This window comes from Brachybacterium tyrofermentans, assembly GCF_014897585.1.
GTDB classification, from domain to species: domain Bacteria; phylum Actinomycetota; class Actinomycetes; order Actinomycetales; family Dermabacteraceae; genus Brachybacterium; species Brachybacterium tyrofermentans.
Window position 1 is genome coordinate 105,883 of sequence record NZ_JABUXW010000003.1, and the last position, 26,089, is coordinate 131,971.

The 26,089-nt window shown below is 70.3% G+C and carries 24 protein-coding genes and 1 pseudogene; 8 read left to right on the forward strand and 17 right to left on the reverse strand.

Annotated elements, in window-relative coordinates; genetic code table 11:
• Nucleotides 1–44: 44 nt before the first annotated feature.
• Complete coding sequence (locus tag INT49_RS02970) at nt 45–707, forward strand: O-methyltransferase (RefSeq protein WP_193116229.1); 663 nt, start codon at nt 45–47, stop codon at nt 705–707.
• Between the two features lie 93 nt (nt 708–800).
• On the opposite strand, the gene INT49_RS02975 is transcribed toward INT49_RS02970, so the two are convergent.
• From INT49_RS02975 to INT49_RS02995, 5 genes are all read right to left on the reverse strand, one after another.
• Entirely contained in the window at nt 801–971 is a 171-nt protein-coding gene (locus tag INT49_RS02975) for a DUF3117 domain-containing protein (RefSeq protein ID WP_193116230.1), read from the reverse strand.
• Between the two features lie 78 nt (nt 972–1,049).
• Nucleotides 1,050–1,211: a hypothetical protein gene (locus INT49_RS02980; protein ID WP_193116231.1), complete on the reverse strand. Its 162-nt coding sequence runs from the start codon at nt 1,209–1,211 to the stop codon at nt 1,050–1,052.
• Nucleotides 1,208–1,945, reverse strand: a complete 738-nt coding sequence (locus INT49_RS02985) for an LOG family protein (RefSeq protein ID WP_193116232.1) — start codon at nt 1,943–1,945, stop codon at nt 1,208–1,210. Before INT49_RS02985 ends, INT49_RS02980 begins: the two co-directional genes overlap by 4 nt.
• Before the next feature lie 40 nt (nt 1,946–1,985).
• A complete protein-coding gene (dapE, locus tag INT49_RS02990; protein ID WP_193116233.1) occupies nt 1,986–3,095 on the reverse strand; it encodes a succinyl-diaminopimelate desuccinylase in 1,110 nt (369 codons plus the stop codon).
• Between the two features lie 58 nt (nt 3,096–3,153).
• Complete coding sequence (locus INT49_RS02995; protein ID WP_193116234.1) at nt 3,154–4,914, reverse strand: FAD/NAD(P)-binding protein; 1,761 nt, start codon at nt 4,912–4,914, stop codon at nt 3,154–3,156.
• A 62-nt stretch (nt 4,915–4,976) separates the two neighbouring features.
• Here INT49_RS02995 and INT49_RS03000 point away from each other — a divergent pair, with 62 nt between their 5' ends.
• Complete coding sequence (locus tag INT49_RS03000) at nt 4,977–5,933, forward strand: hypothetical protein (protein ID WP_193116235.1); 957 nt, start codon at nt 4,977–4,979, stop codon at nt 5,931–5,933.
• A gap of 46 nt (nt 5,934–5,979) precedes the next feature.
• On the opposite strand, the gene INT49_RS03005 is transcribed toward INT49_RS03000, so the two are convergent.
• Entirely contained in the window at nt 5,980–7,251 is a 1,272-nt protein-coding gene (locus INT49_RS03005; RefSeq protein WP_193116236.1) for an MFS transporter, read from the reverse strand.
• A 132-nt stretch (nt 7,252–7,383) separates the two neighbouring features.
• Between INT49_RS03005 and INT49_RS03010 the strand changes: the two genes are divergently transcribed.
• From INT49_RS03010 to INT49_RS03025, 4 genes are all read left to right on the forward strand, one after another.
• Nucleotides 7,384–8,055 carry a winged helix-turn-helix domain-containing protein gene (locus INT49_RS03010; protein ID WP_193116237.1) on the forward strand — a complete coding sequence of 224 codons (672 nt, stop codon included), beginning with the start codon at nt 7,384–7,386 and terminating at the stop codon, nt 8,053–8,055.
• Nucleotides 8,056–8,141: 86 nt separating this feature from the next.
• The gene (gene dapD, locus INT49_RS03015) at nt 8,142–9,140 is read left to right on the forward strand and encodes a 2,3,4,5-tetrahydropyridine-2,6-dicarboxylate N-succinyltransferase (RefSeq protein ID WP_193116238.1); all 999 of its coding nucleotides are present in this window, start codon (nt 8,142–8,144) and stop codon (nt 9,138–9,140) included.
• A gap of 79 nt (nt 9,141–9,219) precedes the next feature.
• Nucleotides 9,220–10,095: a hypothetical protein gene (locus INT49_RS03020; protein ID WP_193116351.1), complete on the forward strand. Its 876-nt coding sequence runs from the start codon at nt 9,220–9,222 to the stop codon at nt 10,093–10,095.
• Nucleotides 10,096–10,154: 59 nt separating this feature from the next.
• Nucleotides 10,155–10,847, forward strand: a complete 693-nt coding sequence (locus INT49_RS03025) for a glycerophosphodiester phosphodiesterase (protein WP_193116239.1) — start codon at nt 10,155–10,157, stop codon at nt 10,845–10,847.
• Nucleotides 10,848–10,986: 139 nt separating this feature from the next.
• Here the strand turns inward: INT49_RS03025 and INT49_RS03030 are convergent, their stop codons facing one another.
• From INT49_RS03030 to fdxA, 3 genes are read right to left on the reverse strand one after another with little or no spacing between them, the layout of a single operon-like run.
• On the reverse strand, nt 10,987–12,339 hold the full coding sequence (locus tag INT49_RS03030) for a citrate synthase (protein ID WP_193116240.1): 1,353 nt from the start codon (nt 12,337–12,339) through the stop codon (nt 10,987–10,989).
• 51 nt (nt 12,340–12,390) lie between these two features.
• On the reverse strand, nt 12,391–13,584 hold the full coding sequence (gene dapC / locus INT49_RS03035; protein WP_193116241.1) for a succinyldiaminopimelate transaminase: 1,194 nt from the start codon (nt 13,582–13,584) through the stop codon (nt 12,391–12,393).
• 12 nt (nt 13,585–13,596) lie between these two features.
• Complete coding sequence (fdxA, locus tag INT49_RS03040; protein WP_193116242.1) at nt 13,597–13,926, reverse strand: ferredoxin; 330 nt, start codon at nt 13,924–13,926, stop codon at nt 13,597–13,599.
• A 210-nt stretch (nt 13,927–14,136) separates the two neighbouring features.
• Between fdxA and INT49_RS21695 the strand changes: the two are divergent.
• Nucleotides 14,137–14,277 (forward strand): annotated as a pseudogene (locus tag INT49_RS21695) (acetyltransferase); the annotation flags it as partial.
• A gap of 46 nt (nt 14,278–14,323) precedes the next feature.
• Here INT49_RS21695 and INT49_RS03045 read toward each other — a convergent pair.
• The 8 genes from INT49_RS03045 to INT49_RS03080 all read right to left on the reverse strand — a co-directional run bounded on the left by INT49_RS03045 (nt 14,324) and on the right by INT49_RS03080 (nt 24,005).
• Nucleotides 14,324–14,965 (reverse strand): CDP-alcohol phosphatidyltransferase family protein, encoded by a 642-nt coding sequence (locus INT49_RS03045; protein ID WP_193116243.1) that lies wholly within the window; start codon nt 14,963–14,965, stop codon nt 14,324–14,326.
• Nucleotides 14,962–15,402, reverse strand: a complete 441-nt coding sequence (locus INT49_RS03050) for a hypothetical protein (RefSeq protein ID WP_193116244.1) — start codon at nt 15,400–15,402, stop codon at nt 14,962–14,964. The genes INT49_RS03045 and INT49_RS03050 overlap by 4 nt, the downstream gene beginning before the upstream one ends.
• Nucleotides 15,403–15,406: 4 nt before the next feature.
• Nucleotides 15,407–17,329 (reverse strand): translational GTPase TypA, encoded by a 1,923-nt coding sequence (gene typA / locus INT49_RS03055; protein WP_193116245.1) that lies wholly within the window; start codon nt 17,327–17,329, stop codon nt 15,407–15,409.
• Between the two features lie 115 nt (nt 17,330–17,444).
• A complete protein-coding gene (locus INT49_RS03060) occupies nt 17,445–18,269 on the reverse strand; it encodes a hypothetical protein (RefSeq protein ID WP_193116246.1) in 825 nt (274 codons plus the stop codon).
• A 111-nt stretch (nt 18,270–18,380) separates the two neighbouring features.
• On the reverse strand, nt 18,381–20,342 hold the full coding sequence (locus INT49_RS03065; RefSeq protein WP_193116247.1) for an ABC transporter ATP-binding protein: 1,962 nt from the start codon (nt 20,340–20,342) through the stop codon (nt 18,381–18,383).
• The gene (locus INT49_RS03070; protein ID WP_193116248.1) at nt 20,339–21,298 is read right to left on the reverse strand and encodes an ABC transporter permease; all 960 of its coding nucleotides are present in this window, start codon (nt 21,296–21,298) and stop codon (nt 20,339–20,341) included. Before INT49_RS03070 ends, INT49_RS03065 begins: the two co-directional genes overlap by 4 nt.
• The gene (locus INT49_RS03075; RefSeq protein ID WP_193116249.1) at nt 21,288–22,217 is read right to left on the reverse strand and encodes an ABC transporter permease; all 930 of its coding nucleotides are present in this window, start codon (nt 22,215–22,217) and stop codon (nt 21,288–21,290) included. Before INT49_RS03075 ends, INT49_RS03070 begins: the two co-directional genes overlap by 11 nt.
• A 138-nt stretch (nt 22,218–22,355) precedes the next feature.
• Nucleotides 22,356–24,005, reverse strand: a complete 1,650-nt coding sequence (locus INT49_RS03080) for a peptide ABC transporter substrate-binding protein (RefSeq protein ID WP_193116250.1) — start codon at nt 24,003–24,005, stop codon at nt 22,356–22,358.
• 203 nt (nt 24,006–24,208) lie between these two features.
• Between INT49_RS03080 and pgi the strand changes: the two genes are divergently transcribed.
• Nucleotides 24,209–25,906, forward strand: coding sequence for a glucose-6-phosphate isomerase (pgi, locus tag INT49_RS03085; protein WP_193116251.1), 1,698 nt, complete (start codon nt 24,209–24,211; stop codon nt 25,904–25,906).
• Nucleotides 25,907–26,089 lie beyond the last annotated feature (183 nt).

Here is a 26,089-nt window from a genome sequence, read left to right on the forward strand (position 1 = left end):
ATAGTCTGGGCCAGATCGTATGGGCCCACGGAAAGGATGCAGTCATGTCGTCGGGAAAGGTGGCCAGCTGGGCCCATGGTGAGGAGTTCGTCGACGAGTCGATCCTCTTCGCCGACGACGGCGTCCTCGCCCGTGCCAGGGAGCGGGGCAACGAGCTCGGAGCGACTCCGGTGCTGCCCGGGGCGGGCGCCCTGATGCGCGTGCTCGCCGCGGCCGTGCAGGCGAAGGCGGCCGTCGAGATCGGCACCGGAAGCGGCGTCGGCTCCCTCTATCTGCTCTCCGGGATGCACCCGGACGGTGTGCTGACCACGATCGACCCCGAGGTCGAGAACCAGCGAGCCGCGCGGCAGTCGTTCACCGAGGCGAAGATCCGTTCGCCGCGGGTGCGCACGATCGCGGGCAACCCGCGAGATGTCGTCGGCCGCCTCACCGATCACGCCTATGACCTGGTGAGCTTCCCGGCACAGGCCCCGCATGCGGTGGATCTGCTCGCCCATGCCCGACGCCTGCTGCGCCCGGGCGGCGTGCTGGTGATCCCGCATGCGCTCTTCCACGACCGGGTCGCGGATCCGGCCTCCCGCGACGCGGATACCCGCTCAGTGCGCGCCCTGCTCAGGGCCGTCGCCGAGTCCGAGGACCTGGTGCCTGCCCTCACGGGCAGCGGCGACGGCGTGCTCGCCGCGGTCCTGCGCCCCGTCTCGCCCTGAGCGGACCGGGTCGGCCGCGGCACGACCCTCCGAGACGTCGACAGCCCCGCACCTGGTAGGTGCGGGGCTGTCGACGGCGGCCTGGCCCGGCTGTCAGGACGGGATGACGCCCTGCAGGGCGTCACGAAGCTCCACGGCTTCCGACGCGGCGATCTCGACGACCAGACGGCCGCCTCCCTCGAGCGGAACCCGCATGATGATGCTGCGTCCCTCTTCCACGACCTCGAGCGGACCGTCCCCGGTGCGCGGCTTCATAGCAGCCATGGCGTGCCTCCTTGATGGTGTCGCTGCCCAGAGTGGCTCCCCCGGACGGGGCCTCCGGCAGCGCGCGTACGGTGGCTATTATCTCAGGTTCTTCGACCGGATCGGGCGCCTTGCCCGCCGATGCCCCCGAGGAGCCTCGATTCCGGATCCGATCCGGCCCGTCGCGAGCAGCACCATGAGCACGGCGACCACCGCTGCGACCAGCAGGAGCAGCAGCACGATGGGGGTGGCTGCGCTCATCTCCGTGCCGACTCGCGCAGCACGTCGAGGGCTTCCTGCGCGGTGTCCACCACGCGCAGCAGGTCGATGTCTCCCGGGTTGATCGTGCCCCCGTCGAGAACGGCGCTGGTCAGCCAGTCCAGCAGGCCCTGCCAGTAGGCGCGGCCCACGAGCACCACGGGGAACATGTCGATCTTGTGGGTCTGCATGAGGCACAGGGCCTCGAACAGCTCGTCGAAGGTGCCGAAGCCGCCGGGCATCACCACGAAGCCGCTGGAGTACTTCACGAACATCGTCTTGCGGGCGAAGAAGTACCGGAAGTCGACACCGAGGTCGACATACTCGTTCATCCCCTGTTCATGGGGCAGCTCGATCCCGAGGCCCACGGAGATACCACCCGCTTCCTGGGCGCCGCGGTTCCCGGCCTCCATGATGCCGGGGCCGCCGCCGGTGATGACGGCATAGCCGAGGTCCACGATGCCCTGGGCGATCTCGCGGGCGCACTGGTAGGACGGGTCGTCCTCACGCAGGCGCGCGGACCCGAAGATCGAGATGGCCGGCCCCAGCTCGGCCAGCGCCCCGAAGCCCTCCACGAACTCCGACTGGATGCGCATCACCCGCCACGGGTCCGAATGCACCCAGTCACCGGGCGCGTTCTCCTCCAGCAGCCGCTGGTCCGTGGTGCGGGCGGGGCGCTGCGTGCCGCGCAGGGTCACCGGCCCTTTGCGATGCCGTTCTCGTTCCTCGGGAGTCATGGGCCGAGCGTAACCGTGCGGCCGCCCCCGCGGCGCCCGCTCACCGAGCGGACACGCCCAGCCAGCGGCGCAGCGCGGCGAGCGCCACCCGGAGATCCTCGAGCGGCACGTGCTCGTCATCGGTGTGGGCGAGCAGCGGGTCGCCGGGCCCGAAGTTCACCGCCGGGGTGCCGAGCGCCGAGAAGCGGGCCACGTCGGTCCAGCCCTGCTTGGCGGAGACCGGCACATCGCCGAGGGCGGCGAGGAAGTCGCGGGCCGCGTCATCGCCGAGGCCGGGCAGGGCGCCGGCAGCGGAGTCGGTGACCACGATGTCGAGGTCGAGACCGGAGAGCACCTCGCGCACATGCGCCTCGGCCTGCTCCGGGGAGGTGTCCGGGGCGAAGCGGTAGTTCAGGGTCATGCTCGCGAGGTCGGGGATGACGTTGCCGGCGATGCCGCCGGAGATCGCGACGGCGTTGAGGCATTCGCGGTACTCGAGGCCGTCGATCACGGCGCGACGGGCCTCGTAGGCCGCGAGTCGCTCGAGCACGGGGGCGAGGTGGTGGATCGCGTTGTCCCCCACCCAGTCCCGCGCCGAATGCGCGGCGATGCCGCGGGCGGTGACCTCGAGCTTCATGGTGCCCTTGCAGCCGCCCTCGACGCCCGCCGAGGTGGGCTCGCCGAGGATCGCGAAGTCCGCCTCGAGGTAGTCGGGATGCTCGGCGGCGATGCGGGTCAAGGAGTTGTCCGCCGCTGCGACCTCTTCGTGGTCGTAGAAGATCCAGGTGAGGTCCACCGGTGCGGCGTCGGCCTCGACGGCGAGCTGGAGGAACACCGCATCGCCGCCCTTCATGTCGCAGGTCCCGCGCCCCACGAGCTCGTCACGGCCGTCGCGGGTGCGGCGGGAGGAGGGCAGGTTGTCGGCGACCGGCACGGTGTCCAGGTGGCCTGCCAGCAGCACGCGGCGCTCCAGGCCGCGCCGGGTGCGGGCGATGACGGTGTCGCCGTCGCGGATCACCTCGAGGTGCTCGGCGTGCTCGCGCAGCGCGGCCTCGACGGCGTCGGCGAGCGGCTTCTCGTTCCCGGAGACGGATTCGATGTCGACGATCGCGGCGGTGAGCTCGACGATGTCGGCGTGGGGGTCCAGGGCAGGGGCGACGCTGTTGTGCATGCGGCCATTGTGCCCCTCCGGTCGGGGGCTGCGAGCGAGGCTGCAGCGCGCGCGGGGGTCAGTCCGCGCTCAGCGCACCACCGGCGCGGGCGAGCCGCAGGGCGACTGCCTCGGCATGGCGCAGGAGCTGGGCGGACGTGCCCGGCTCCGCACTGATCGCCGAGCCGGGCTGCGCGGTGCTCACCGGCACGCCCACCAGCAGCCGGCGCTCGTAGACCGTGTCGTCGAGGCCGACGGGCGCGTACAGGCCGTCCACCGCGATCGAGCCGGTGAGCATCCGGCGCCGGCTGCCGCGGGAGGCCCAGGAATCCTTCTGGACCTCGCCGCGCTCGCGCCAGGCACCGAGCAGCGGGCTGCGATAGGCGGGAAGGTCCACCGGAGGCAGATGGGCCTCGAGCACGCCGTCGCACAGCGTGGTCGTCCCGTCGGCCGCACGCACCGCGAAGCGCCCTGCCTCCTCATCGATGTCCAGGTGCATCCGTGGGCCGGCGAAGCGGAGCAGACCGGCCTCCTCCAGGGCGAGCACCTGGCGGGCGCGCAGCACCGGAGGCCCCGAGGCCCAGGAGGCGAAGGCATTGCGCAGGTGCTTGTCGATGTCGCCGCGCACCGATTCGGTGGTGTAGGCACCGAGATCGACCAGGCGGTTGACCTGGACGCGCAGGGCGATCAGCACGCGGTACACGAGCAGCCAGGCAGGGTCCGGCCCCGTTGCGTCGTCCAGGGCCCGTCGCAGCACGTCGCGCGTGTGCCGATGGGGGTCGGCGCTGTCCCCGCCGCGCCGCCCGAAGGGGAACAGCAGGTGCAGCAGGGCCTCGTCGGTGGCGAGCTCGCTGTGCCCGGCCCCCTCCAGCGCGCGCCGCAGCTCAGCGAGCATGAGCGGCATGACGTCCCGTTCGTGGTCCACGCCGGCGGAGCGCACCGCGATCTCGAGCACCCGCTCCCCGGTGAGGATCTGCGGCGTGTAGGGCTCGGGCACCTCCGCGCCGAGGTCGGGCTTGGGCCGGTAGACCATGCCGGAGCGCGAGCCGACGATCAGCACCGGCTCCTGCCCGCCCGGGAGATACCGCAGGCCCGACGGGGCCCCCTCGTCGGGGACGAACCTGCCGCCGGCGACGCTGGTGAGCATGCCGACCGCGTCGTAGAAGTTCAGCCCCATCCCCTGCACGGCGACCCGCTCCCTGCCGAGCAGGGCGGCGTAGTCCACGTCCAGCGGGTTCGCGGGCGCGAGGTGCACCAGGCCATGGCGCTCGGCGGCGTCGGCCAGCTGCTGGGAGCGGGGGCCGAGCGCGGTGGGCAGGTGCCCCAGGGCGAGCGCGACGGCGTCGGCGCGCAGCACGCGCCCGTCGTCCAGCCGCACCCGCTGGATTCCGTCGGCCAGCCCGGTGACGTCGACGGCCTCGGCTGCGTGCTGCACGATCCGCAGGCGAGCGGGGTCGGCGTCGGCCTCGGCGGTGGCCAGCACGTGGGCGAGATAGCGCCCGTGGGCCGCACGGGAGGCGAAGTCGCTCGGGGCGAGGCCCTCCGCGGCGAGGTGGTCGGCCAGGGTCTCGTGGCGCGAGGAGGGCACCAGGGGGTGGCAGGAGGCGTCGGGGTACATCGTGGTCTGGCAGGTGGTGGTGTTCATCAGCAGCACGTCGGGCTGGTCGTGCCGCCAGACGGCCCCGCCGCGGCCGACGTACGGATCGATGAGGTGCACGGTGAGCCCGCCGTGCCACTCGTCTCGGTGCGACGCCGCGACCAGCCGTTCGATGATCGCTGTCCCCCGGGGGCCGGCACCGATCACGGCGACGGTGCGGGCGAGGTCGGTGGCGGCGGTCATCGCACCAGTATGGCGCGAGCAGATCCGCTCCTGGACGGTCCCGGTCTGGGAGCATATGTGGCATGACGAACATCCCGCAGCCACCGCCGAGACACCTCCAGCACGGTGCTCCTGCCGTGTCCGGCGGCCCGTTCGGCGGGAAGCACGCCGCACGGATCCGGGCAATCGCGAGCTCGAGCCAGCTGCCCACAGAACGTGCCCGGGCGGACGCGATCGTGATGACCGCGTGGCTGACCGCCGGGCAGCGCGCCCAGTACGCCCCCTCGCTGCGCGCCGCAGGGCACGGCGAGGACTTCGTGGAGCATCTTGCCGATGAACGGCGGGTGGTGCTCGAGGAGGGCCCCGATCCGCAGGACGACGAGCTGGACTCGGCGAGCCGGGCGGAGCGCTCCGCCCGTCAGCTCCCCCTGCGGATCCTCGAGACGCTCCTGGTGCTGGGCGCTCTGGCCTGCTTCACGGTCGCGGCCCTGCGCACCGAGTACGGCGCCGGGATGAGCCGCGACGCCCTCCCGGACGGCATCGTCCCGCTCCTGGTGGGCACCGTGCTGTGCCTGATCGCGGGGGCCGTGGTGGGCGCGGTCGCGACTCGTCGGCGCGATCACCAGCTGCTGGACTGGGCGGTCTCCCGGCCCGGCCAGCTGGGTCGGGGCCTCCCGCTGCGTCGCCCGCTGCAGGGCGGTTCCGTGGGGCCCGCCCTGCTGCGAGGGGTGGGCCCAGCCGTGCTGGTCGCCGCCGGGGTGATCGCGATCTGTGTGGGCGCCGCCATCTTGCTGATCACGCTGCTCAGCGACGCCGACTCCGAGGCCACCACGCTGGCCCTGTGGCTGCTGGGCGGCGGCGTGCTCGCTCTGCTCCTGGCCGTGATCGCGGTGCAGCTTCGCGGCCGACGCCTCGAGCAGATCGTGCGCCGGGCCCGCGCCGCGGAATGGTTCGGCGCGCAGGGCGCGGAACGGTTCGGCGCCCAGGCCGCAGAGCAGAACCCGGATCTCCTCGAGGACACGGGCCTCGGCGAGTCCTGACCCGTCGGTCGCCCAGTGCTCTGTACGGCGCTGGCGCTGGCGCTGGTCAGTCCCCGGCGCTCAGCCCCTGCTCTCGGGCGTAGGACTCCCAGCGCGAGGCGACCGGCACGCGGCGCAGGTCCTTCCCGCCCAGCACCACCAGGGCACCGAGCCCGATGATCACAGCGAAGAGGATCATCGTGGGTCGAGGACCGGTCAGCTCGAGTCCCCAGCCCGCGACCGCCGGGGCGAGCGGCATGAGCCCCATCGCGACCATCCCCATCAGCGCGCCGATCCGACCCTGCATCGACACCGGGGTGATGTGCATGAAGAAGCCCTGGGCCGCGGCGTTCAGCGGGGCGAGGCCGATCCCCATCACCGCGTAGGCCGCACCGATCGCCAGCAGCCCCGGCGCGAACGGGACGAACACCCCGGCCACCGTCATCAGCAGGATGGGCGCGGTGACCAGCATCCCGGTGGACACCCGGTCCACCAGGCGCGGTGCGAGGAATGCGCCCAGCAGGATCGAGGCTGCGAACACCGTGTTCAACAGACCGACGCGCCCTGTCGGGACGCCGCTGGCGGTGAGGTGCAGCAGCACTGTCAGCAGCAGACCGTTCATGCCGAGGTTCACCAGGGTGGCCACTCCGAGCAGCTGGATGCGGACCCGCTGCGAGAGGGTCCAGGCCACGGCCTCTCGCAGATCATCTCGGACCCGGGTGGGGGCGTGATCCTCTGCCCGCGGGAGGTAGCGGCCCCGCATCCTCCAGGTGGCGAGCACCGAGCCGAGGTTCCCAAGCAGCTGGGCGAGCGGCGGGAACACCACGGACAGGCCGACGAGGGCGCCGCCCACCGGGCCCGCGGCCATCTCGACCGCGGCGTCGCGCCCCTCGTTGACAGCGGCGGCGCGCGCCAGCTGCGCCGGCGGGACGATCTGCTTGAGCATCGCATCAGAGGCCGCACCCAGCAGCGCGGCGCGGAATCTGTCCAGGAACGCAATCACCGCGAGCACCGCGACGCTTCCCCAGCCCGCCACGAGCACCGCGACCAGGATCGCCTGCAGGAGCACCCCGGTCGAGCCGGCGAGGAGACGCAGCCGCCGCCGGCCGAATCGATCCGCGAGGAGGCCGCCGGGGATCAGCCCCGCCAGGCCGCCGATCCCCTGGATCATCCCGACCAGGCCCGTCGCCCCGAGCGAGCCGGTCACCACGAGGGTGACCAGCGGGAAGGCGAAGGTGCCGATGCCCGTGCCCAGCTCGAGGCAGATGTCCCCGACCAGCCAGCGGCGGTACTCGGCATTGCGGCGCAAGGGCGGCGGAGCGGGTGCGGCGGTCGTCATGCCGAGAACAGTAGACCGACTTCGCCCCTTGCACAACAAATGGTGCGCACTGCTTCTTGCGCAGTCTCCCGTGCGCAGCAACCCCTGCGCATCACATGGTGCACGCTTCGCCGAACTCCGTACACTCGGGTCATGAGCTCCACCTCGGACGACGACGCGACCACTCCCCCGCGGCACGCCACGCAGGAGCAGCTGCGAGCGCTCGCCCACCCCCTGCGCCTGGACATCGTCGAGCGGGTGGGACGTCGCGGGACGGCCCGTGCGGCCGATGTCGCCGCCGACCTCTCGATCCCCGCGAACTCTGTGAGCTACCACCTGCGGATCCTCGCTCGCGGCGGCGTGATCGAGGAGGCCCCCGAGGCGGCCCGCGACCGCCGCGACCGGGTGTGGAAGCTGACCCAGAGCTCCTTCTCCTTCCGCAGCGGCAGGCACTCGACCAACGATCCGACCAGCATCGATGCCGAGTATCTCGCTGCCTCGGGGGCGACCTCACTCGCGGCCTTCGATCGGATGCGCTCCGCCTGGGGTGCCGAGATCGCGCGGCAGAGGGCGGCCCCGGACCACGCGGACATCACCTCGCTCTACGCCTCGGACCTCCGCCTCTCGAGGGAGCAGGCACAGGAGCTGAACGCGCTCATCCAGGCCACGCTCTCGGACTACGACACGCTCAACCGTGACGAGCAGGGCGTCGAGATCCCGGGCGACCCCGATTCCACGCACGAGGCCTTCTCGTACCAGGTCCTCTGGGCTGCGGTCCCCCTCCGCACGGCGCCCGGCGAGCACACCGCCGGGCACCACGACTGACCCGGAGCCGCACCAGGATGTGCTGTTCCCCGCTGGTCGCTGGGCAGGACGGGCATTCCCCAGCCCGTGCTTCGTAGACTGACCCCATGACTACGACGACGCCCTCCCCCGCCACCCACGCCTGGGGCATCGGCCTCGCCACGCTCGCCGCGGACGGCTCCACCCTGGAGACCTGGTACCCCGCCCCGCAGCTCGGCGAGGCCCCCGCCGCCCCGGAGTCCGAGCCGCTGCACGCACAGCTGGCCGCCGCCGCCCGCACCGACGACGTGCGCGGCACCACCCAGGAGGTCGTGGTGCGCGCGCTCGAGCTCGCCGCCGCCCCGGAGGACACCTCCGACGCCTACCTGCGCCTGCACCTGCTCTCCCACCGTCTCGTGCAGCCCAACGCCCAGAATCTCGACGGACTCTTCGGGACGCTCACCAACGTCGTGTGGACCTCCGAGGGCCCCTGCGCCGTGGCCGGCTTCGAGGAGACCCGCCTGCGCCTGATCGCCGCCGGCCGCACCCCCACCGTGTTCGGCGTCGACAAGTTCCCGCGCATGGTCGACTATGTGCTGCCCACCGGGGTGCGCATCGGCGACGCGGACCGCGTGCGCCTGGGCGCCCACCTCGCCGAGGGCACCACCGTCATGCACGAGGGCTTCGTGAACTTCAACGCCGGCACGCTGGGCACCTCGATGGTCGAGGGCCGCATCTCCCAGGGCGTCATCGTCGAGGACGGTTCCGACGTGGGCGGCGGCGCCTCCACCATGGGCACCCTCTCCGGCGGCGGCACCGAGCGTGTGCGCATCGGCAAGCGGGCCCTCGTGGGCGCTGAGGCCGGGATCGGCATCGCGCTCGGTGACGACAGCGTGGTCGAGGCCGGCCTGTACCTCACCGCCGGCACGAAGGTCGAGGTCGTCGGCGAGAAGACCCAGCAGAGCCAGCAGGGTGCCGGCGCCGACGAACCGCATGTCGTCAAGGCCCGCGAGCTCTCCGGGGTGCCGAACCTGCTGTTCCGTCGCAACTCCCTGACCGGCGCGGTCCAGGCGGTGGCCCGCGAGGGTCAGACCGTCGAGCTCAACGCCGCCCTGCACGCGAACTGATCGCACGAGGGGGCACGAGGTGGCGCGACGCACGGGCACACAGCGCTCGTTCACCCGCCACCTCGTCATCCCCCTGGTGATGGTGCTGCTGCTCGCCGGGATCGCGGGCGGCTCCTATCTCGCCCTGCAGCGCTACGGCTCCCCCGCGCACGCCGGGACCTGCACGGCGAGCGGGCTGGGCACCTCGCACCGCTACTCGACGGAGCAGACGGCGAACGCCGCGCTGATCAGCGCGGTGGCCGTGGACCGCGGTCTGCCCCCGCGCGCCGCCTCGATCGCTCTGGCGACCGCGTTCCAGGAATCGCGGCTGCAGAACATCGACCACGGGGACCGCGATTCCCTCGGACTGTTCCAGCAGCGACCCTCGCAGGGCTGGGGCAGCGCGGAGGAGATCCTGGATCCGGTCTATTCCACCAATGCCTTCTACGACGTGCTCGAGGAGATCGACGGATACGCCACCGCCGACATCAACGACGTCGCCCAGGAGGTCCAGCGCAGCGGCTTCCCCGAGGCCTATCGGGACCACGAGACCGAGGGGCGCCTGTACGCCTCCGCCCTGACCGGTCAGTCCGACGCGAACCTGGTGTGCTCCCTGGACGACGTCGGCTCCACCGTCTCCCCCGAACAGCTGCGTGCCGAGCTGACCCGGCAGTTCCCGCGCCTGAGCGAGGCGGGCCGGCTCACCTCCGCGCTGTCCGGCGCCGCGGCCTCCGCCCCGCAGGTCCCGGCGTCCGCAGGCGCGACGGCGCTGGTCATCGGGGCCGACGGGGACCCGTCCGTCGGCTGGGCGGTCGCCAACTGGGCCGTCGCCCGCGCGGCGGACGACGGCGTGGTCCAGGTGTCCTACCAGGGACGCACCTGGGACCGGTCCCAGCGGGGTGAGGAGGCTGCGGCCTGGTCGGCCATCGACGGAGGCGACCCGGACCAGGTCGTGGTGCTCGTCAGCGGGTCCTGACGACCGTGGGGCCGACGCAGGGTGACGGAGTGCGCGGGGTCCCGCGTAGCCTCTCCCCCATGAGCGACGCCCTCCCCGTCCGGCAGCCCGTCCCGCAGATCGTCGCCCACCGCGGCGACCCGATCCACGAGGTCGAGAACACCCTCGCCGCGATCCGGCGCGCCCATCACGACGGCGCGGAGATGGTCGAGGTCGACCTCCGGCTGACGGCCGACGGGGACTGCGTGCTCCTGCACGATGCGACCACCGCGCGCCTGTGGGGGATCGACCGCCCGGTGAGTGACCAGCGCACCGCAGAGCTCCCTGAGGGGGTCCCGCTGCTCCGCGACGCCCTGGCCGCCACCCCTGCACGGCTGCTGCTCGACATCCCCGATGACGACCCCGCCGACGATCTCGCGCGCGCGGCCGTGGGCGTGGCCCGCGAGGCCGGGGTGGACGTCGTGTTCTGCGGCGAGGAGACCGCGATGCAGGCGGTGCGGGCCGCGGATCCCACCGTCGAGATCCGGCTGACGTGGAAGACTCTCGACCCTCTCCCTGACGCTCTCGTCGAGCAGCTGCGGCCGAGCTCCTGGAACCCGCCGCACGAGCTGGTGGACGCGGCGTCGATCGTGCTCGCCCGGACGCAGGGCCTCGCCGTGACCTGCTGGACGGTCGACGACATCGATCGGGCGCGCGAGCTCGCCGCCCTCGGGGTCGACGCCATCACCTCGAACCGGGCCGGAGAGCTGCGCGCCGCGCTGCAGGGAAGGTGACCCCGGACGACGAGCTGTCCCGCCACGTCGCACCGACGACGAGACCCTGACCTCGACGACGAGACCCTGACCTCAGCGCCCCTCGCGGGGTGTCGTGGTCAGGGTCGTCATGCGCCGTCTCGCGCGGGCAGTGCAGAGATCAGTCGCGGCCGTCGAGATCCGCCTTGAGCCCTGCCAGGCGCAGCTCGCTGGTGCCGGTGCGCCCCGTCATGGGCACGTAGGACCGCTCGGAGTGACCGGTGTAGATCTGGCGCGGGCGCCCGATCTTGGTCTCGGGATCGTGGACCATCTCCTGCCACTGGGCGATCCAGCCCGGCAAGCGGCCGATCGCGAACAGGACGGTGAACATCTCCGTCGGGAAGCCGATCGCGTTGTAGATGAGCCCGGTGTAGAAGTCGACGTTCGGGTAGAGCTTGCGCTCCACGAAGTAGTCGTCCTTCAGGGCGATCTCCTCGAGCTTCATCGCGAGCTCGAGGCGCTCGTCATGGATGCCGAGGCGCTCGAAGACGTCGTCGGCGATCTTCTTCACGATGCGAGCGCGCGGATCGTAGTTCTTGTAGACCCGGTGGCCGAAGCCCATGAGCCGGATCCCGTCCTCCTTGTTCTTCACCTTCTCCATGAAGTCGCGCGGGTCCATGTTCTCGGCCTGCATCTGGTCGAGCATGTCCATCACCGCGGCGTTGGCACCGCCGTGGGCGGGGCCCGAGAGCGCGCCGATGCCGGCGGCGATCGAGGTGAACAGGTTCGCCTGCGAGGAGCCCACCAGGCGCACGGCCGAGGTGGAGCAGTTCTGCTCGTGGTCGGCGTGGAGAATCAGCAGCTGCTCCATCGCGCGCACCACGACCGGGTCGGCGATGTAGTCCTCGACCGGGAAGCCGAAGGTCAGGCGCAGGAAGTTCTCGATCAGCGAGAGCCGGTTGTCCGGGTACAGCAGCGCATGGCCCTGGGCGATGCGGTGCGCGTAGGCGGCCATCGTGGGCATCTTCGCGAGCAGCCGTACGGAGGACAGCCGCACCTGCTCCTCGTCGAAGGGATCCAGGGAGTCCTGGTAGAAGGTCGACAGCGCGGAGGTGCCGGCCTGCAGCACGGCCATCGGGTGGGCGTCGCGCGGGTAGCCGTCGAACATGCGCTTGAAGCGCTCGTCGAGCAGGGTGCGGCGCTCCACCTGGGCCTCGAAGTTGTCGAGCTGGCCGTTCGTGGGCAGCTCGCCGTTGATGAGCAGGTAGGAGACCTCCAGGAAGGAGGACTTCTCCGCGAGCTGCTCGATCGGGTACCCGCGGTAGCGCAGGATGCCCTCGTCGCCGTCGATGAAGGTGATCGCCGACTTCGCGTTCGCGGTGTTCATGAAACCGGGGTCGTAGGTGACCTCACCGGTCTCCTTGCGCAGCGGGCCGATCGAGATGCCCGAGTTCCCCTCGACAGCAGGGACGATCGGCAGCTCGAGGGACTTCTCGCCGTGCGTGAGCTGGGCAGAGGGGTTCGCGTGATCCATGGGCTCTCCGTTGTGCAGTATCGGATCGGTGGTGCGCGCAGGGCGCAGGGTTCAGGGGTGCGAGAGGCGCCGGGCGGCGGCGCTGATCCGCTCGTCGGTCGCGGTCAGGGCGACGCGGACGGAGTTCGCGCCCCCCTCACCATAGAACATCCCCGGAGCCACGAGGACCCCGAGGTCAGCGAGACGTTCGACGCTGGTCATCGAGTCCTCGCCGAAGCTCGTCCACAGGTACAGGCCGGCCTGGGAGCCGTGAATCGTGCCGCCGGCGGCCTGCAGCGCAGGCTCCAGGATGGCGCGGCGCGAGCGGTAGACCTCCCGCTGCGCGGCCACGGCCGCATCATCGCCGAGGGCCACGGTCATCGCGGCCTGCATCGGCCCGGGGAGCATCATGCCGGCCTGCTTGCGCACGGCCACCAGCTCCCCGACCAGCGACGGGTCACCGGCGACGAAGGCCGCCCGGTAGCCGGCCAGGTTGGACTGCTTGGACAGCGAGTACACGCACAGCACGCCGTCGAGATCGCCGCCGTTCACGCGCGGATCCAGCACCGAGGGGACCTCGTCGACGGTCCACGGCAGCAGCGCGTAGCACTCGTCGGAGGCCACGACGATGCCGCGGCCGCGGGCCCAGTCGAGGATCGCCGCCATCTGCGCAGCGGTGAGGACCTCACCGGTCGGGTTCGACGGGGAGTTCAGCCAGAGCAGTCGGATGCGGCTCGCGTCCGACGAGTCGGGCAATGCCGCATCACCGCGCGCCGCGAGGTCCGCCATGTCCACCGCCAGCGGCTCGGCGCCGACGAAGCGGGCGCCGATGTCGTAGGTCGGGTAGGCGATGTGCGGGAACGCGACGACGTCTCCTGCTCCGATGCCGAGCTGGAAGGGCAGGTGCGCGACGAGCTCCTTGGAGCCGACGGTGGGCAGCACGCCGTCGACGTCGAGCTGCTCGGGAGCGGACCGATGACGACGCACGAAGTCCACGAGAGCCGCCCGGAGCGCCGGGGTGCCGATGGTCGTCGGGTAGCCGGAGCTGTCCGCGGCGGCGGCGAGCGCCTGCTGCACCGAGGTGGGCGTGGGATCCACCGGGGTGCCCACGGAGAGGTCGACGAGGCCGTCCGGATGGGCCGACGCACGCCGCTTGGCGTCGGCCAACGCGTCCCAGGGGAAGGCGGGCAGCCGGGCCGCGAGGCCACGGCGGACGCTGCCGGCGGACGTCCGGGAAGCCGTGGAGGAGTCTGAGGTCCGGGACATGTCGCTCATCGGTCAGGCCAGCGGATTGGTCTGCGCGGGCAGGGCCTCGACGAGCGGGTGATCCTTGTCGATCACGCCCATCTTCGCCGCGCCGCCCGGCGCTCCGAGATCGTCGAAGAAGTCGACGTTGGCCTTGTAGTAGTCGGCCCACTGATCCGGGGTGTCATCCTCGTAGAAGATCGCCTCGACGGGGCACACGGGCTCGCAGGCGCCGCAGTCCACGCACTCGTCGGGCTGGATGTACAGCATCCGATTGCCTTCGTAGATGCAGTCCACGGGGCACTCGTCGACGCAGGCACGGTCCTTCACGTCGACGCAGGGCAGGGCGATGACGTAGGTCATGGGCAGCATCCTTCCGGCAGGGAGACGCCTTCATTCTGTCATCCCCGACCTGCCCGGTCCCGCCGATCCGGGGCCCGAGCGGCGGACGTGACACGACGAACACCTCTGTCGCGCTAGCCTCGCAGGATGACCAGGCACGACGGGCACCCCAGCGATCCCTCTGACGGCCCCCTCGACGACCCCCGGGACGTCTCTGTCCCGGGGCATCGGATGCGCGCCGGCTGGGCTCCGTTCCTCCAGGTCGGGACCCGGGTGGTGCTGCGCTACGCGATCGACCGGGAGGCCTCTCCGCACGGGGAATCGATGAGCGATGCCCTGGGCACGATCCTGGAGGTCGACGAGGCATCCATCCAGGTGATGACCCGGCGCGGCGAGAGGCGGGTCCCGCGGGCCCTGGTCATCGCCGCGAAGGAGGTTCCTCCCCCGCCGGTGCGCCGTCCTCGGGCCGCGCCTGCTCCGGAGTCTGAGCCTGGGCCCGGTCCTGGATCTGTGCCTGAGCCGGGGCCCGGGTCGCCCTGAGGATGTAGTCGACAGCGGACAGCACGTGCAGCACCACCGAGATCCACAGCAGCACCCGCACCGCACCGAGCAGGCCCGGAGCCCAAGCCGCGGCGGCCACGAGCAGGAACACCGAGGTCATGAGCGCGAAGGTGCGCGCCTTCCCGATCCGGGACACCTCGAGCCGGCCTCCCAGCGCCGCGCGCGTGGCCAGGAGCACCATCGCCACATCAGCGACGACGATGATGATCAGGGCCAGCCAGGGCAGGAGTCCCGCAACCGCGAGAGTCGCCGTGATGGCGGCGAGTCCCAGCCGGTCCGCGATCGGGTCGATGATCTCGCCCGTGCGGCTGGTCTGGTCGAGCGCGCGGGCCAGCATCCCGTCGATCCAGTCGGTCGATGCCCAGGCCAGGAGGAGCACCACGGCAAGGGTGTCCGGGCCGTCCAGGAGCAGCGCGCACACCGGGGCCAGCAGCACGAACCGGACGAGGGTGACGAGGTTCGGGATCGTCGCCCAGTCGGGACGACGGGACGTGCTCATGGGCGCCGGTGTCGCCACAGCGTGATGGCCAGCAGCGCGAGGAACGGGATCGCGATCCCGAGGCCCTGCACGATCCACCCGGAGTACTGCGGCTGATCGCCGATGACGGCCGGCATCAGCACGCCGCCACCGGCGCCGTTGCCCAGGAACGGCGCCGCGAGGAGGCCCCAGAGACCGCCGAGCACCAGCAGCGGCAGCCGGGCCCCGGTCGCGGCGTAGAGGAACACGCAGGCGACGATCTGGAACAGAGCGCCGAGGAGGAGCCCGACCGGGAGGTCCAGGCCGAGCACATCCAGCTGCATCCGATGCGTCGTGATCATCAGCAGCACCGAGATCACCGTCAGCACGACCCCCATCACCACCTGGAGGATCCGGGCGGGGATGGAGGTCGTGTCGACCGTCGTGGGCCTCGTCGGCCGAGGACTCGCGTCCGTCACGGGATCACTTCCCGGACTTGGCCTTCGACCGGGCGCGGTTGCGCTCGTTGGCGTCGAGGAGGACCTTGCGGATGCGGACGACCTCGGGGGTCACCTCGACGCACTCGTCGTCGTTGGTGAACTCGAGGGACTCCTCGAGCGTGAGCCGGCGCGGCGGCACCAGGTTCTCGAAGGAGTCCGACGATGCGGCACGCATGTTCGTCAGCTTCTTCTCCTTCGTGATGTTCACGTCCATGTCCTCGTTGCGGGAGTTCTCCCCGACGACCTGGCCTGCATACACCTCGGAGGTGGGCTCGACGAAGAACGAGCCGCGCTCCTGGAGGTTGATCATCGCGAAGGGGGTGACGGTGCCGGCGCGGTCGGCGACCAGCGAGCCGGTGGCGCGGAACTCGATGTTCCCCATCCACGGCTCGAAGCCGTCGGCGTAGGACGAGGCGATGCCGTTGCCGCGCGTCTCGGTCATGAACCGGGTGCGGAAGCCGATCAGGCCGCGCGACGGGACGGTGAACTCCATGCGCACCCAGCCGGAGCCGTGGTTGCTCATGGTCTCCATACGGCCCTTGCGGGACGCCATCAGCTGGGTCACGGTGCCGAGGTACTCCTCGGGCACGTCGATGGTCATGCGCTCGACAGGCTCATGCTTGCGCCCGTCGATGTCGCGGGTGAGCACCTTCGGCTTGCCGACGGTGAGCTCGAAGCCCTCACGACGCATCTGCTCGACGAGGATCGACAGGGCGAGCTCGCCGCGGCCCTGCACCTCCCAGGCGTCGGGACGCTCGGTGGGGAGCACCTTCAGGGACACGTTGCCGACCAGCTCCTGGTCGAGACGGTCCTTGACCTGGCGGGCGGTGAGCTTGTGCCCCTTGCCGTTCTTGCCGGCCAGCGGGGAGGTGTTGATGCCGATGGTCATCGAGATCGCGGGATCGTCGATGGTGATCAGCGGCAGCGGGCGCGGGTCCGCGAGGTCGGCGAGGGTCTCACCGATCATGATCTCGGGGATGCCGGCCACGGCGACGATGTCGCCCGGACGGGCCACGCCGGTCATGGGAACGCGGGTCAGGCCCTTGGTCTCCAGCAGCTCGGTGATCTTGACCTGCTTGGTGGTCCCGTCCTGCGTGCACCATGCGACCTGCTGGCCCTTGGCCAGCTCGCCGTTCTTGATGCGCAGCAGCGCGAGGCGGCCCAGGAACGGCGAGGCGTCGAGGTTGGTCACGTGCGCCTGCAGCGGGACCTCGTCATCGTAGCTCGGAGCCGGGATCGACTCGAGGATCGTCTTGAACAGCGGCTCGACGGTCTCCTCCTCGGGGAGGGTGCCGTCGGCGGGCTGCGTGGTCGACGCGCGGCCGGCCTTGCCGGAGGCGTAGACGACGGGCACGTCCAGCACGGCGTCGAGGTCGATGTCGGGCATCTCCTCGGCGAGGTCGGAGGCCAGGCCCAGCAGCAGGTCGGTGGCTTCGCCGACGACCTCTTCGATGCGGGCGTCGGGACGGTCGACCTTGTTGACCACGAGGATCACGGGGAGCTTCGCGGCCAGCGCCTTGCGCAGCACGAAGCGGGTCTGCGGGAGGGGGCCCTCGGAGGAGTCCACGAGCAGCACGACACCGTCGACCATGGACAGGCCGCGCTCGACCTCGCCGCCGAAGTCGGCGTGGCCGGGGGTGTCGATGACGTTGATGGTGATGCCATCGGGCTCGCCGATCCCTGCGGCCGACGGGCCGACGTAGCGGATCGCCGTGTTCTTCGCGAGGATGGTGATGCCCTTCTCGCGCTCCAGCTCGCCCGAGTCCATCGCCCGCTCATCGTGCGTGTCGTGGTCGCCGAATGCGCCACCCTGGGTCAGCATGGCGTCGACGAGCGTGGTCTTGCCGTGGTCGACGTGGGCGACGATGGCGACGTTTCGCAGGTCGTTGCGGAGGCGGAGAGTCATACGCGAGGGCTCGTTTCAGGTTGCGCGTCGGGTCGGGGACCGTGCAGCGCCTGACCGCACCGCTGTGCGGCCCGCTCCAGGGCCTCGGTGAGTCTATCGGCCTGGAGCACAAAGGTCAGCGGTCTGTCGATGAGACGTTCGACGCTGTCCGACCCGCGACCACGGCGACGGTCAGCGCGATGAGCGTCCCGAGCACCAGCTGGACGGCGACCGGATGGCTCCAGACGGAGCCGGGCTCCTCCCCTGCCACGTGCTCGGCGACGGTGACCGGATCCGCGTAGAAGAAGGAGCAGGTCAGGAGGGAGACTGCGAACATCCAGGAGGCCGCGATCGCCACGAGCTCCAGCCACCTCACGCCCCTCATAAGACTCGCCCGAGCCGATCCGCGGACGGATTCCCGACGGATCGGCGGATTCTGCACCGGTTCGTCGGCGGGAGAGTCGCCGCGGTCCGCCCCCGCCGAGGCCGCCAGCTGCCGCCGCTGACCGGCGAGCAGTGCGATCATCCCTCCGCCGAAGACCAGGAGCAGCAGTGCGAGTGTGATCGACGCCACCTCGCCCGTCAGGAGCGGACCGACCATGCTCCCGTCGGTGTCCCGCATCGCGGGGAACGCCCACCGTGGGATGACGAGAGCACCCCACAGCATCCCGACCCCGATGCCCGCGATGAGGGCGGCCGCTCGGCGGAAGGACATCCAGCGCGCGAGCAGCGGCCAGAGCGCATGAACGCCGACAGCGAGGGCGATCTCCAGCAGGAGATCGCCGACAACGCCGCCGACGCCGCTGCTGCGGGACGCGCCGAAGCCACTGCTCCGCGAACCGCTGATGCTGCGCGAGAGACGAGGTCGGGTGAGGGAGGACCAGGCAGCTTCCTTCGCCGCTCGTGCGCGGGCCGAGTCCTCGGCCCGCGCACGATCCGCCGCAGCGGGGTCCTCGCTCATCGGCTCACTCACTCCTGGGCTCACTCACTCTCGGGAACAGCCGCTGTGAGGAGCAATCGCTCGTGGGAGCGATCGTTCCTCGGATCAGGTGCTCGCCGGATCAGAGAGTGCTCAGACGTGGCCCGCCTCGGAGAACGGGTCGATGACGCCGTCGTCCTGCGGCGAACCGTCGACCTGCTCGTCCTCGACCGCCGCGTCCGGGGCGTCGACGTCGATGGTCTCCGACCCCGCGAGCGGGATGGAGCCGCCGGGGATCGCCGCCAGCAGGCGCTTGGTGTAGTCCTGCTGCGGGGCGTGGAAGACCTCGTCGGTGGTCCCCTGCTCGACGACCTTCCCCTTCTCCATGACCAGCGTGCGATCGGCGATCTGTCGCACCACGGCGAGGTCGTGGGTGATGAAGAGGTAGGACAGCCCCAGCTCGGACTGCAGATCGTTGAGCAGCTCGAGCACCTGGGACTGGACCAGCACGTCGAGCGCGGAGACCGCCTCGTCGCAGATCACGACCTCCGGGTCCAGGGCCAGGGCACGCGCGATCGCGATGCGCTGGCGCTGGCCGCCCGAGAGCTCGTTGGGATAGCGACGCATCATCTCCGCCGGCAGCGCGACCTTGTCGAGCAGGTCGCGGACCTTCGCCTCACGACTCTTCGCATCGCCGATGCCGTGCAGGCGCAGCGGCTCCTCGATCGTGTTGTAGATCGAGTACATCGGGTCCAGCGTGCCGTACGGGTTCTGGAAGATCGGCTGCACCCGGCGGCGCAGCGACTTCAGCTCCTTGCCCTTGTACGTGGTCACGTCCTTGCCCTCGAAGAGCACACGCCCCGAGGTCGGCTCGAGGAGCTTCAGCACCATCTGCGCCACGGTGGACTTGCCCGAGCCGGACTCCCCCACGATCGCCGTGGTGGTGCCGCGTGCGATCTCGAAGGAGACCTTGTCGACCGCGGTGAACGGAGTGGTCCTCCAGGGCACGTTCCCGCGGATCGGGAACTCCTTGGTGAGGTCCTGCACCTGGATCACGGCATCGGAGCTCACCTCGCCGTAGCCGAACTGCGGGCCCGCGTGCTCGGCCTGCGTCGACGGGTCGGTTGGGGTGGGGCCCGTCGGGGTGGAGACCGTCAGCGACGGGACCTTCGGACCCGACAGCTTCGGGGCGGAGTACGTCGGCCGCTGCACAGCAGAGGCCCCGTCCGTCTCCTCCGCCGCGGGTGTGCCCGATCCGGAGACCAGACGACGCGACGCCAGCGAGGGCGCCGCCGCGATCAGCCGCTTCGTGTAGGGATGCTGCGGGTTCTGCAGCAGCTCGATCGCGGGACCGGACTCGACGATCTGGCCCTTGTACATGACCACCAGGTGCTGGGCGCGCTCAGCGGCCAGGCCCAGATCGTGGGTGATCAGCAGGACCGCCACGCCGAGCTCCTCGGTGAGGGTGTCGAGGTGATCGAGGATCTGCTGCTGCACGGTCACGTCGAGCGCGCTGGTCGGCTCATCTGCGATGAGCAGCTTGGGACGGGCCGCCAGGCCCATCGCGATCAGGGCGCGCTGCTTCATGCCGCCGGAGAACTCGTGAGGGTACTGGTTCGCCCGGCGCGCCGCATCGGGCAGGCCGGCCTCCTCGAGCAGCTCCACGGAACGGGCACGGGCCTTGGCCCCCCGCGCGACCCCGTTGGCGGCGAGCGCCTCGGTGATCTGGGCGCCCACCTTCCACATGGGGTTGAGGTTGCTCATCGGGTCCTGCGGGACGAGCCCGATCTCGCTGCCGCGCAGGGCGAGGATCTCCCGGGTCGGGACCGCGGTGATGTCCCGTCCGCCGAAGCGGATGCTGCCGCCGGTGATCGAGCCGTTCTTCGGAAGCAGGCGGGCGATGCTCATCGCCGTCGTGGACTTGCCGGAGCCGGACTCGCCGACGATCGCGACCGTCTCGCCGGGATAGACGGACAGGCTCGCCCCACGGACGGCGCGGACCTCTCCGTTCGTGGTCCCGAAGGTGATCTCGAGATCAGAGATCTCCAGCAGCGGGTCGTTGCCCGCTGCGCTCCCCGCGTCGGGGGCTGCTGCGGTGTTCGTGGAGGTGGTCATCGCTTCCTCGCCTTCGGATCGAGGGCGTCGCGCACCGCGTCGCCGAGCATGATGAAGCTCAGCACGGTAATCGCGAGCGCCATCGAGGGGTAGAAGAGCATCATCGGCTGGGTGCGCAGCGCCGGTCGGGCGTCGGAGATGTCCCCGCCCCAGGAGACCGAGCTCGCAGGAAGGCCCACGCCGAGGAAGGACAGCGTCGCCTCGGCCACGATGTACACACCGAGGTTCACGGTGGCGGTGACGATCACCGGGGCGATCGCGTTGGGCACGACGTGCTTGACGAGGTTGGTCACCGAGTTGGCGCCCAGTGCCGTCGAGGCGGTCACGAAGTCCTGGTTCTTCACCGAGATGACCGAGCCGCGCATGATGCGGGCGACGTTGGTCCAGCCGAAGACGCCCAGCACCAGGATCACCATCGGCACGTTCATCGACTCGACCCGGTTGGCGATGACGATCGCCCCCAGGATCAGCGGGATCGCGAAGAAGATGTCCGTGACGCGGGACAGGATCGCATCGAAGACGCCGCCCACATAGCCGGCCAGGGCACCCAGGACGCCGCCGATGAGCGTCGCCAGGATCATCGTGAAGAAGCCGACCATCACCGAGGTGCGGGTCCCGTAGAGCACGCGGGCCAGGACGTCATAGCCCTGCCTCGTGGTCCCGAAGGGATGCTCGCTGCTCGGCGGCTGATTGGCCTTCGAGATGTCCCCGTAGTTCGGGTCCTGCCCGGTCAGCAGACCCGGGAAGGCCGCGACGAACAGGATGACCACGATCAGTGCCGCGGAGATCAGGAAGACGGGGTTGCGGACCAGGTTGCGGCCGGCCTCCGCCCACATCGAGCGGGGCGCGGACGTGGTGTCCACGGCGTCGACCGCCTGCAGGGGGGTCTCGTCCAGCGGGGCGACGAAGTGCGTCGCCGCGGGTCGGACGGAACGGGTGACGGGTTCACTTCGCATAGCGGATCCTCGGGTCGAGAACGGCGTAGAGCAGGTCCACGATCAGGTTGGCGACCAGGAAGATGATCACCAGCAGCGTCACCACGGACACGATCATCGGGCTCTCGCCGTCGATGATGGCGCGGAAGAGCAGCGAGCCGATGCCGCTGATGTTGAAGATGCCCTCCGTGACGATCGCGCCGCCCATCAGCGCACCCAGATCCGCACCGATGAAGGTGACGACCGGGATCAGGGAGTTGCGCAGGATGTGCTTGGAGACGACCCCGCCGCGGGAGAGTCCCTTGGCGGTCGCCGTGCGCACGTGGTCCGCGGTGGCGACCTCGGCGATCGAGGTGCGGGTCAGGCGCAGCACATAGGCGAACGACACGGCGCCGAGCACGGCGCCGGGTACCAGCAGGTTCTGCCACGAGGGGTCGCGCCCCACGTTCACCGGGGCGACGCCGAGCTGCACGCCGAGCACGAACTGGGCGATGAAGCCGATGACGAAGGTGGGGACCGCGATGACGAGCAGCGACACCATCAGCAACGTGGTGTCGATCAGCGTGCCCTTCTTCAGACCCGAGATGACACCGGCGACCACGCCGAAGACGCTCTCGATCACGACGGCGATGATCGCGAGCCGGAAGGTGACGGGGAAGGCCGCCTTGATCTGGTCGATGATCGGCCGGCCGTTGAACCCGATGCCGAAGTCTCCCTGGAAGAGATTCCCCAGATAGATCAGCCACTGGATGAGCACGGGTTTGTCGAGGTTGTACTGCGCGCGCAGCTTGTCGGCCACGGCCGGGGAGATCGGCTTGTCACCCGCGATCGCCGCGATGGGGTCGCCGGAGGAGACGAAGGCCATCAGGTAGACGATGAGGGTGGCGCCGAGGAAGACGGGGATCATCTGCAGCAGTCGCCGCCCGATGTACCAGATCACGTCGGTCACCTTCGGTTGAGGGAGCGCGGGGCGAGGAAAGAAGGGGAACAGCCGTCCGTCCATGGCCCCGGCACATGGACGTGCGACGGCGGGAGACGGCACCAGGGCCGCCTCCCGCCGGAGGTCGCGATCAGAGGATCACTTGGTGATCGCGTAGTACAGCGGGACGGTGTCCCAGCCGTACTCCACGTTCGAGACCAGGTCCGAGAACCCGCCGAAGGTGTTCTGGTACCACAGCGGCAAGGCCGGGAGATCTTCCATGAGGATGGCCTCGGCGGCGTGGAACTTCTCGTTCGCGGCGTCGATGTCCGGTGCGGCGAGGCCTTCCTTCAGCAGGTCGTCGAACTCCGGGTTCTTGTAGTCGCCGTCGTTGCTGCCCTTGCCGTCCGCCGCGGCGGAGGAGTAGATCGGGCCGAGGAAGTTGTAGACGGAGGGGTAGTCCGCCTGCCAGCCGGAGCGGAAGGCACCCTCCATCGTGCGGGCCGTGATCTGCTCACGGAACTCGCCGAAGGCGGGGAACGGGTTCGGCGTGGCCTCGATGCCGAGGGTGTTCTTGACCGAGTTGCACACGGCCTCGACCCAGTCCTTGTGCGGGGAGTCGGCGTTGTAGGCCAGGGTGAAGGGGCCCTTGAAGGGCTGGATCTTCTCGGCCTCGGCCCACAGCTCCTTGGCCTTGGCCTCGTCGAACTCGAGGACCTCCGCGCCGGGGATGTCGGTGGCGCCGCCGCCATCGATCACGGGGGCGACGAAGTCCGTCGCGGGGCTGCGGGTGCCGTAGAACAGCGAGTCGCAGATCGCCGTGCGGTCGATGGCGTACGAGAGTGCCTGGCGGCGGATCTTGCCCGCCTCCCCGGAGAAGTCCGGATCGTCCTGCGGGATGGTGAAGGACTGGAACACCGCGCCCGGGGCGTTGATGGCGCGGTCACCGAGCTCGTCCTCGAAGGTGGACAGGGCCGAGGTCGGGATGATGTCCGAGACGTCGACATTGCCCGAGAGCATGTCGTTGTAGAGCGTCTCGTCATCCGCGTAGACGACGAAGGTGACGCCGGAGTTCTGGGCGGCGCGGGGGCCGTCGTACTCCGGGTTCGGGACGAGCACGATCTCGGCGTCGTGGGTCCAGGAGTCGACCATGTAGGGGCCGTTGCCGATGGGGGCCTCGCCGTAGGCGTCGATGTCCTCGAAAGCCGAGGGCGGCATCGGCGAGTAGGCCGAGTAGCCCAGGCGCGAGGAGAAGTCGGCCTGCGTGGAGACCAGCTTGACGGTGAAGCTCGTGTCGTCGACGACCTTCAGACCGGAGAGCGTGAGGTCCTTGGTCGCGTCATCGGCGGCGACCTCGTCGAAGCCCTCGATGGGCTGGAAGAAGGACTGGCTCTTCTGGGCGTTCGCGGTGTTGGCGCCGAAGTTCCAGGCGTCCACGAAGTTCTGCGCGGTGAGCGCGGTGCCATCGGAGAACTTCAGACCCTCACGGATCGTGATGGTCCAGTTCTGGTTGTCCTCGGACTCGATGGACTCCGCGACCTCGTTCTCGACCTTGCCCTCGGCGTCGTAGTAGACGAGCCCGGAGAAGACCGACGTGATGATTCGACCGCCGCCCACCTCGCTGGTGTTCGTCGGGACCAGGGGGTTCTCCGGCTCGGTGCCGTTGGCGAGGATGGGCTCGCCCGTTCCTCCGCCGGCATCGCTGCCGGAACCGGAACCGGTGTCGCCGCCGGAGCAGGCGGCCAAGGTGACAGCTGCGGCACCGCCGGCGGCGGTGCCCAGCATCATCGATCGTCGCGAAATAGCCATGGGATCTCCTGGGATGACTGAGCTGGATTCGTCGCGCTCCGTTGCGCACGACGCATCCCTCAGTGTGCACCCTCACCTGTCAAGAACTATCCATCAGTCGGTCACAAATCGGTCTCGGGCCCTTTTCAACCACCTTGACCAGGGCAGCTGAAACACACTGACCGGGCACGACGTTCTTCTCGTGAAGGGTGTTGAATGGCCTCATGACTGCTCCGACCACGCCCTCCGCCCCCATCGATCCCACGAGCACCGACGCGTGGGCCTCCCTCGAGGCGCACAACCTCGAGCTGACCGGGTCACTGCGCGAATGGTTCGACGCGGACCCCGAGCGTGCGCAGCGCTTCAGCGCCGACGCCGCGGACCTCCACGTCGACCTGTCCAAGAACCTCGTGACCGCCGAGACCCTCGAGCTCCTGCAGCAGCTCGCCCGTGAGGTCGGCGTGGAGGCGCACCGCGACGCCATGTTCGCCGGCGCCCACATCAACACCACCGAGGACCGCGCGGTGCTCCACACCGCGCTGCGCCGCCCCGCCGGCGCCTCCCCCGCCCTCGAGATCGACGGACAGCAGATCGACGAGGACGTCCACGAGACCCTGCAGCGGGTCTACGACTTCGCCGACTCCGTGCGCTCGGGCGAGTGGACCGGCGTGACCGGCAAGCGCATCGAGACCGTCGTGAACATCGGCATCGGCGGCTCGGACCTGGGCCCCGTGATGGTCTACGAGGCGCTGAGGCCCCAGGCGCAGGACGGTCTGAGCGCCCGCTTCCTCTCGAACATCGACCCGACCGACGCCTACGAGACCACCCGGGACCTCGACCCCGAGACCACGCTGGTCATCGTCGCCTCGAAGACCTTCACCACGCAGGAGACCCTCACCAACGCGCGCCTCGTGCGCGAGTGGCTGCTGCAGGGGCTGCGCGAGAACGCCGGCCTGACCGTGGAGCAGGAGCAGGAGGCCATCGCGAAGCACTTCGTCGCCGTCTCCACCGCCTTGGACAAGGTCGAGGCCTTCGGCATCGACCCCAAGAACGCCTTCGGCTTCTGGGACTGGGTGGGCGGCCGCTACAGCGTCGACTCCGCGATCGGCACCGTGCTCGCCACCGTGCTGGGCCCGGACACCTTCGAGGAGCTCCTGGCCGGCTTCCACGCCATGGACGAGCACTTCGCCACCGCCCCCGCGGAGAAGAACGTGCCGCTGCTGATGGGCCTGCTCAACATCTGGAACGTGAACTTCCTCGAGGCGGAGACCCACGCGGTGCTCCCCTACTCCCAGTACCTGCACCGCTTCCCCGCGTACCTGCAGCAGCTGACCATGGAGTCCAACGGCAAGGCGACCCGCCGGGACGGCTCCCTCGTCACCACCGAGACCGGCGAGGTGTTCTGGGGCGAGCCCGGCACCAACGGCCAGCACGCCTTCTACCAGCTGATCCACCAGGGCACCCGGATCATCCCGGCGGACTTCATCGCTTTCGCCACCCCGAACCATGCCCTGGCCGACGGCGAGCAGGACGTGCACGAGCTGTTCCTCGCGAACTTCTTCGCCCAGACCAAGGCGCTCGCCTTCGGCAAGACGGCCGAGGAGGTGCGCGCCGAGGGCACCGAGGGTGCTCTCGTGGCGGCCCGCGAGTTCTCCGGTGATCGCCCCACCACCTCGATCATGGCCCCGAAGCTCACCGCGTCGGTGCTGGGCCAGCTGATCGCGCTGTACGAGCACATCACCTTCGTGCAGGGCGTCGTGTGGGGCATCAACTCCTTCGACCAGTGGGGGGTGGAGCTGGGCAAGCAGCTCGCCAAGGGGCTCGCCCCTGCCGTCGCCGGGGACGAGCAGGCGATCTCCTCCGAGGACTCCTCCACGTCGGCGCTGATCCGCTACTACCACGAGCACCGCCAGCAGGGCTGAGCGCACGGGCCGAGCACCGGCGACCGCCCGTCGGCACGTTCCGCTCGGCCCGGCATGTCCCGTGCGGGCCGGTATGTTCCGTGCGGGCCGATATGTCCCGCGTGGACCCGCATGTCCTGCGCGGGCCGATTTGTCCCGCGTGGACCCGCATGTCCTGCGCGGGCCGATATGTCCCGCGTGGAC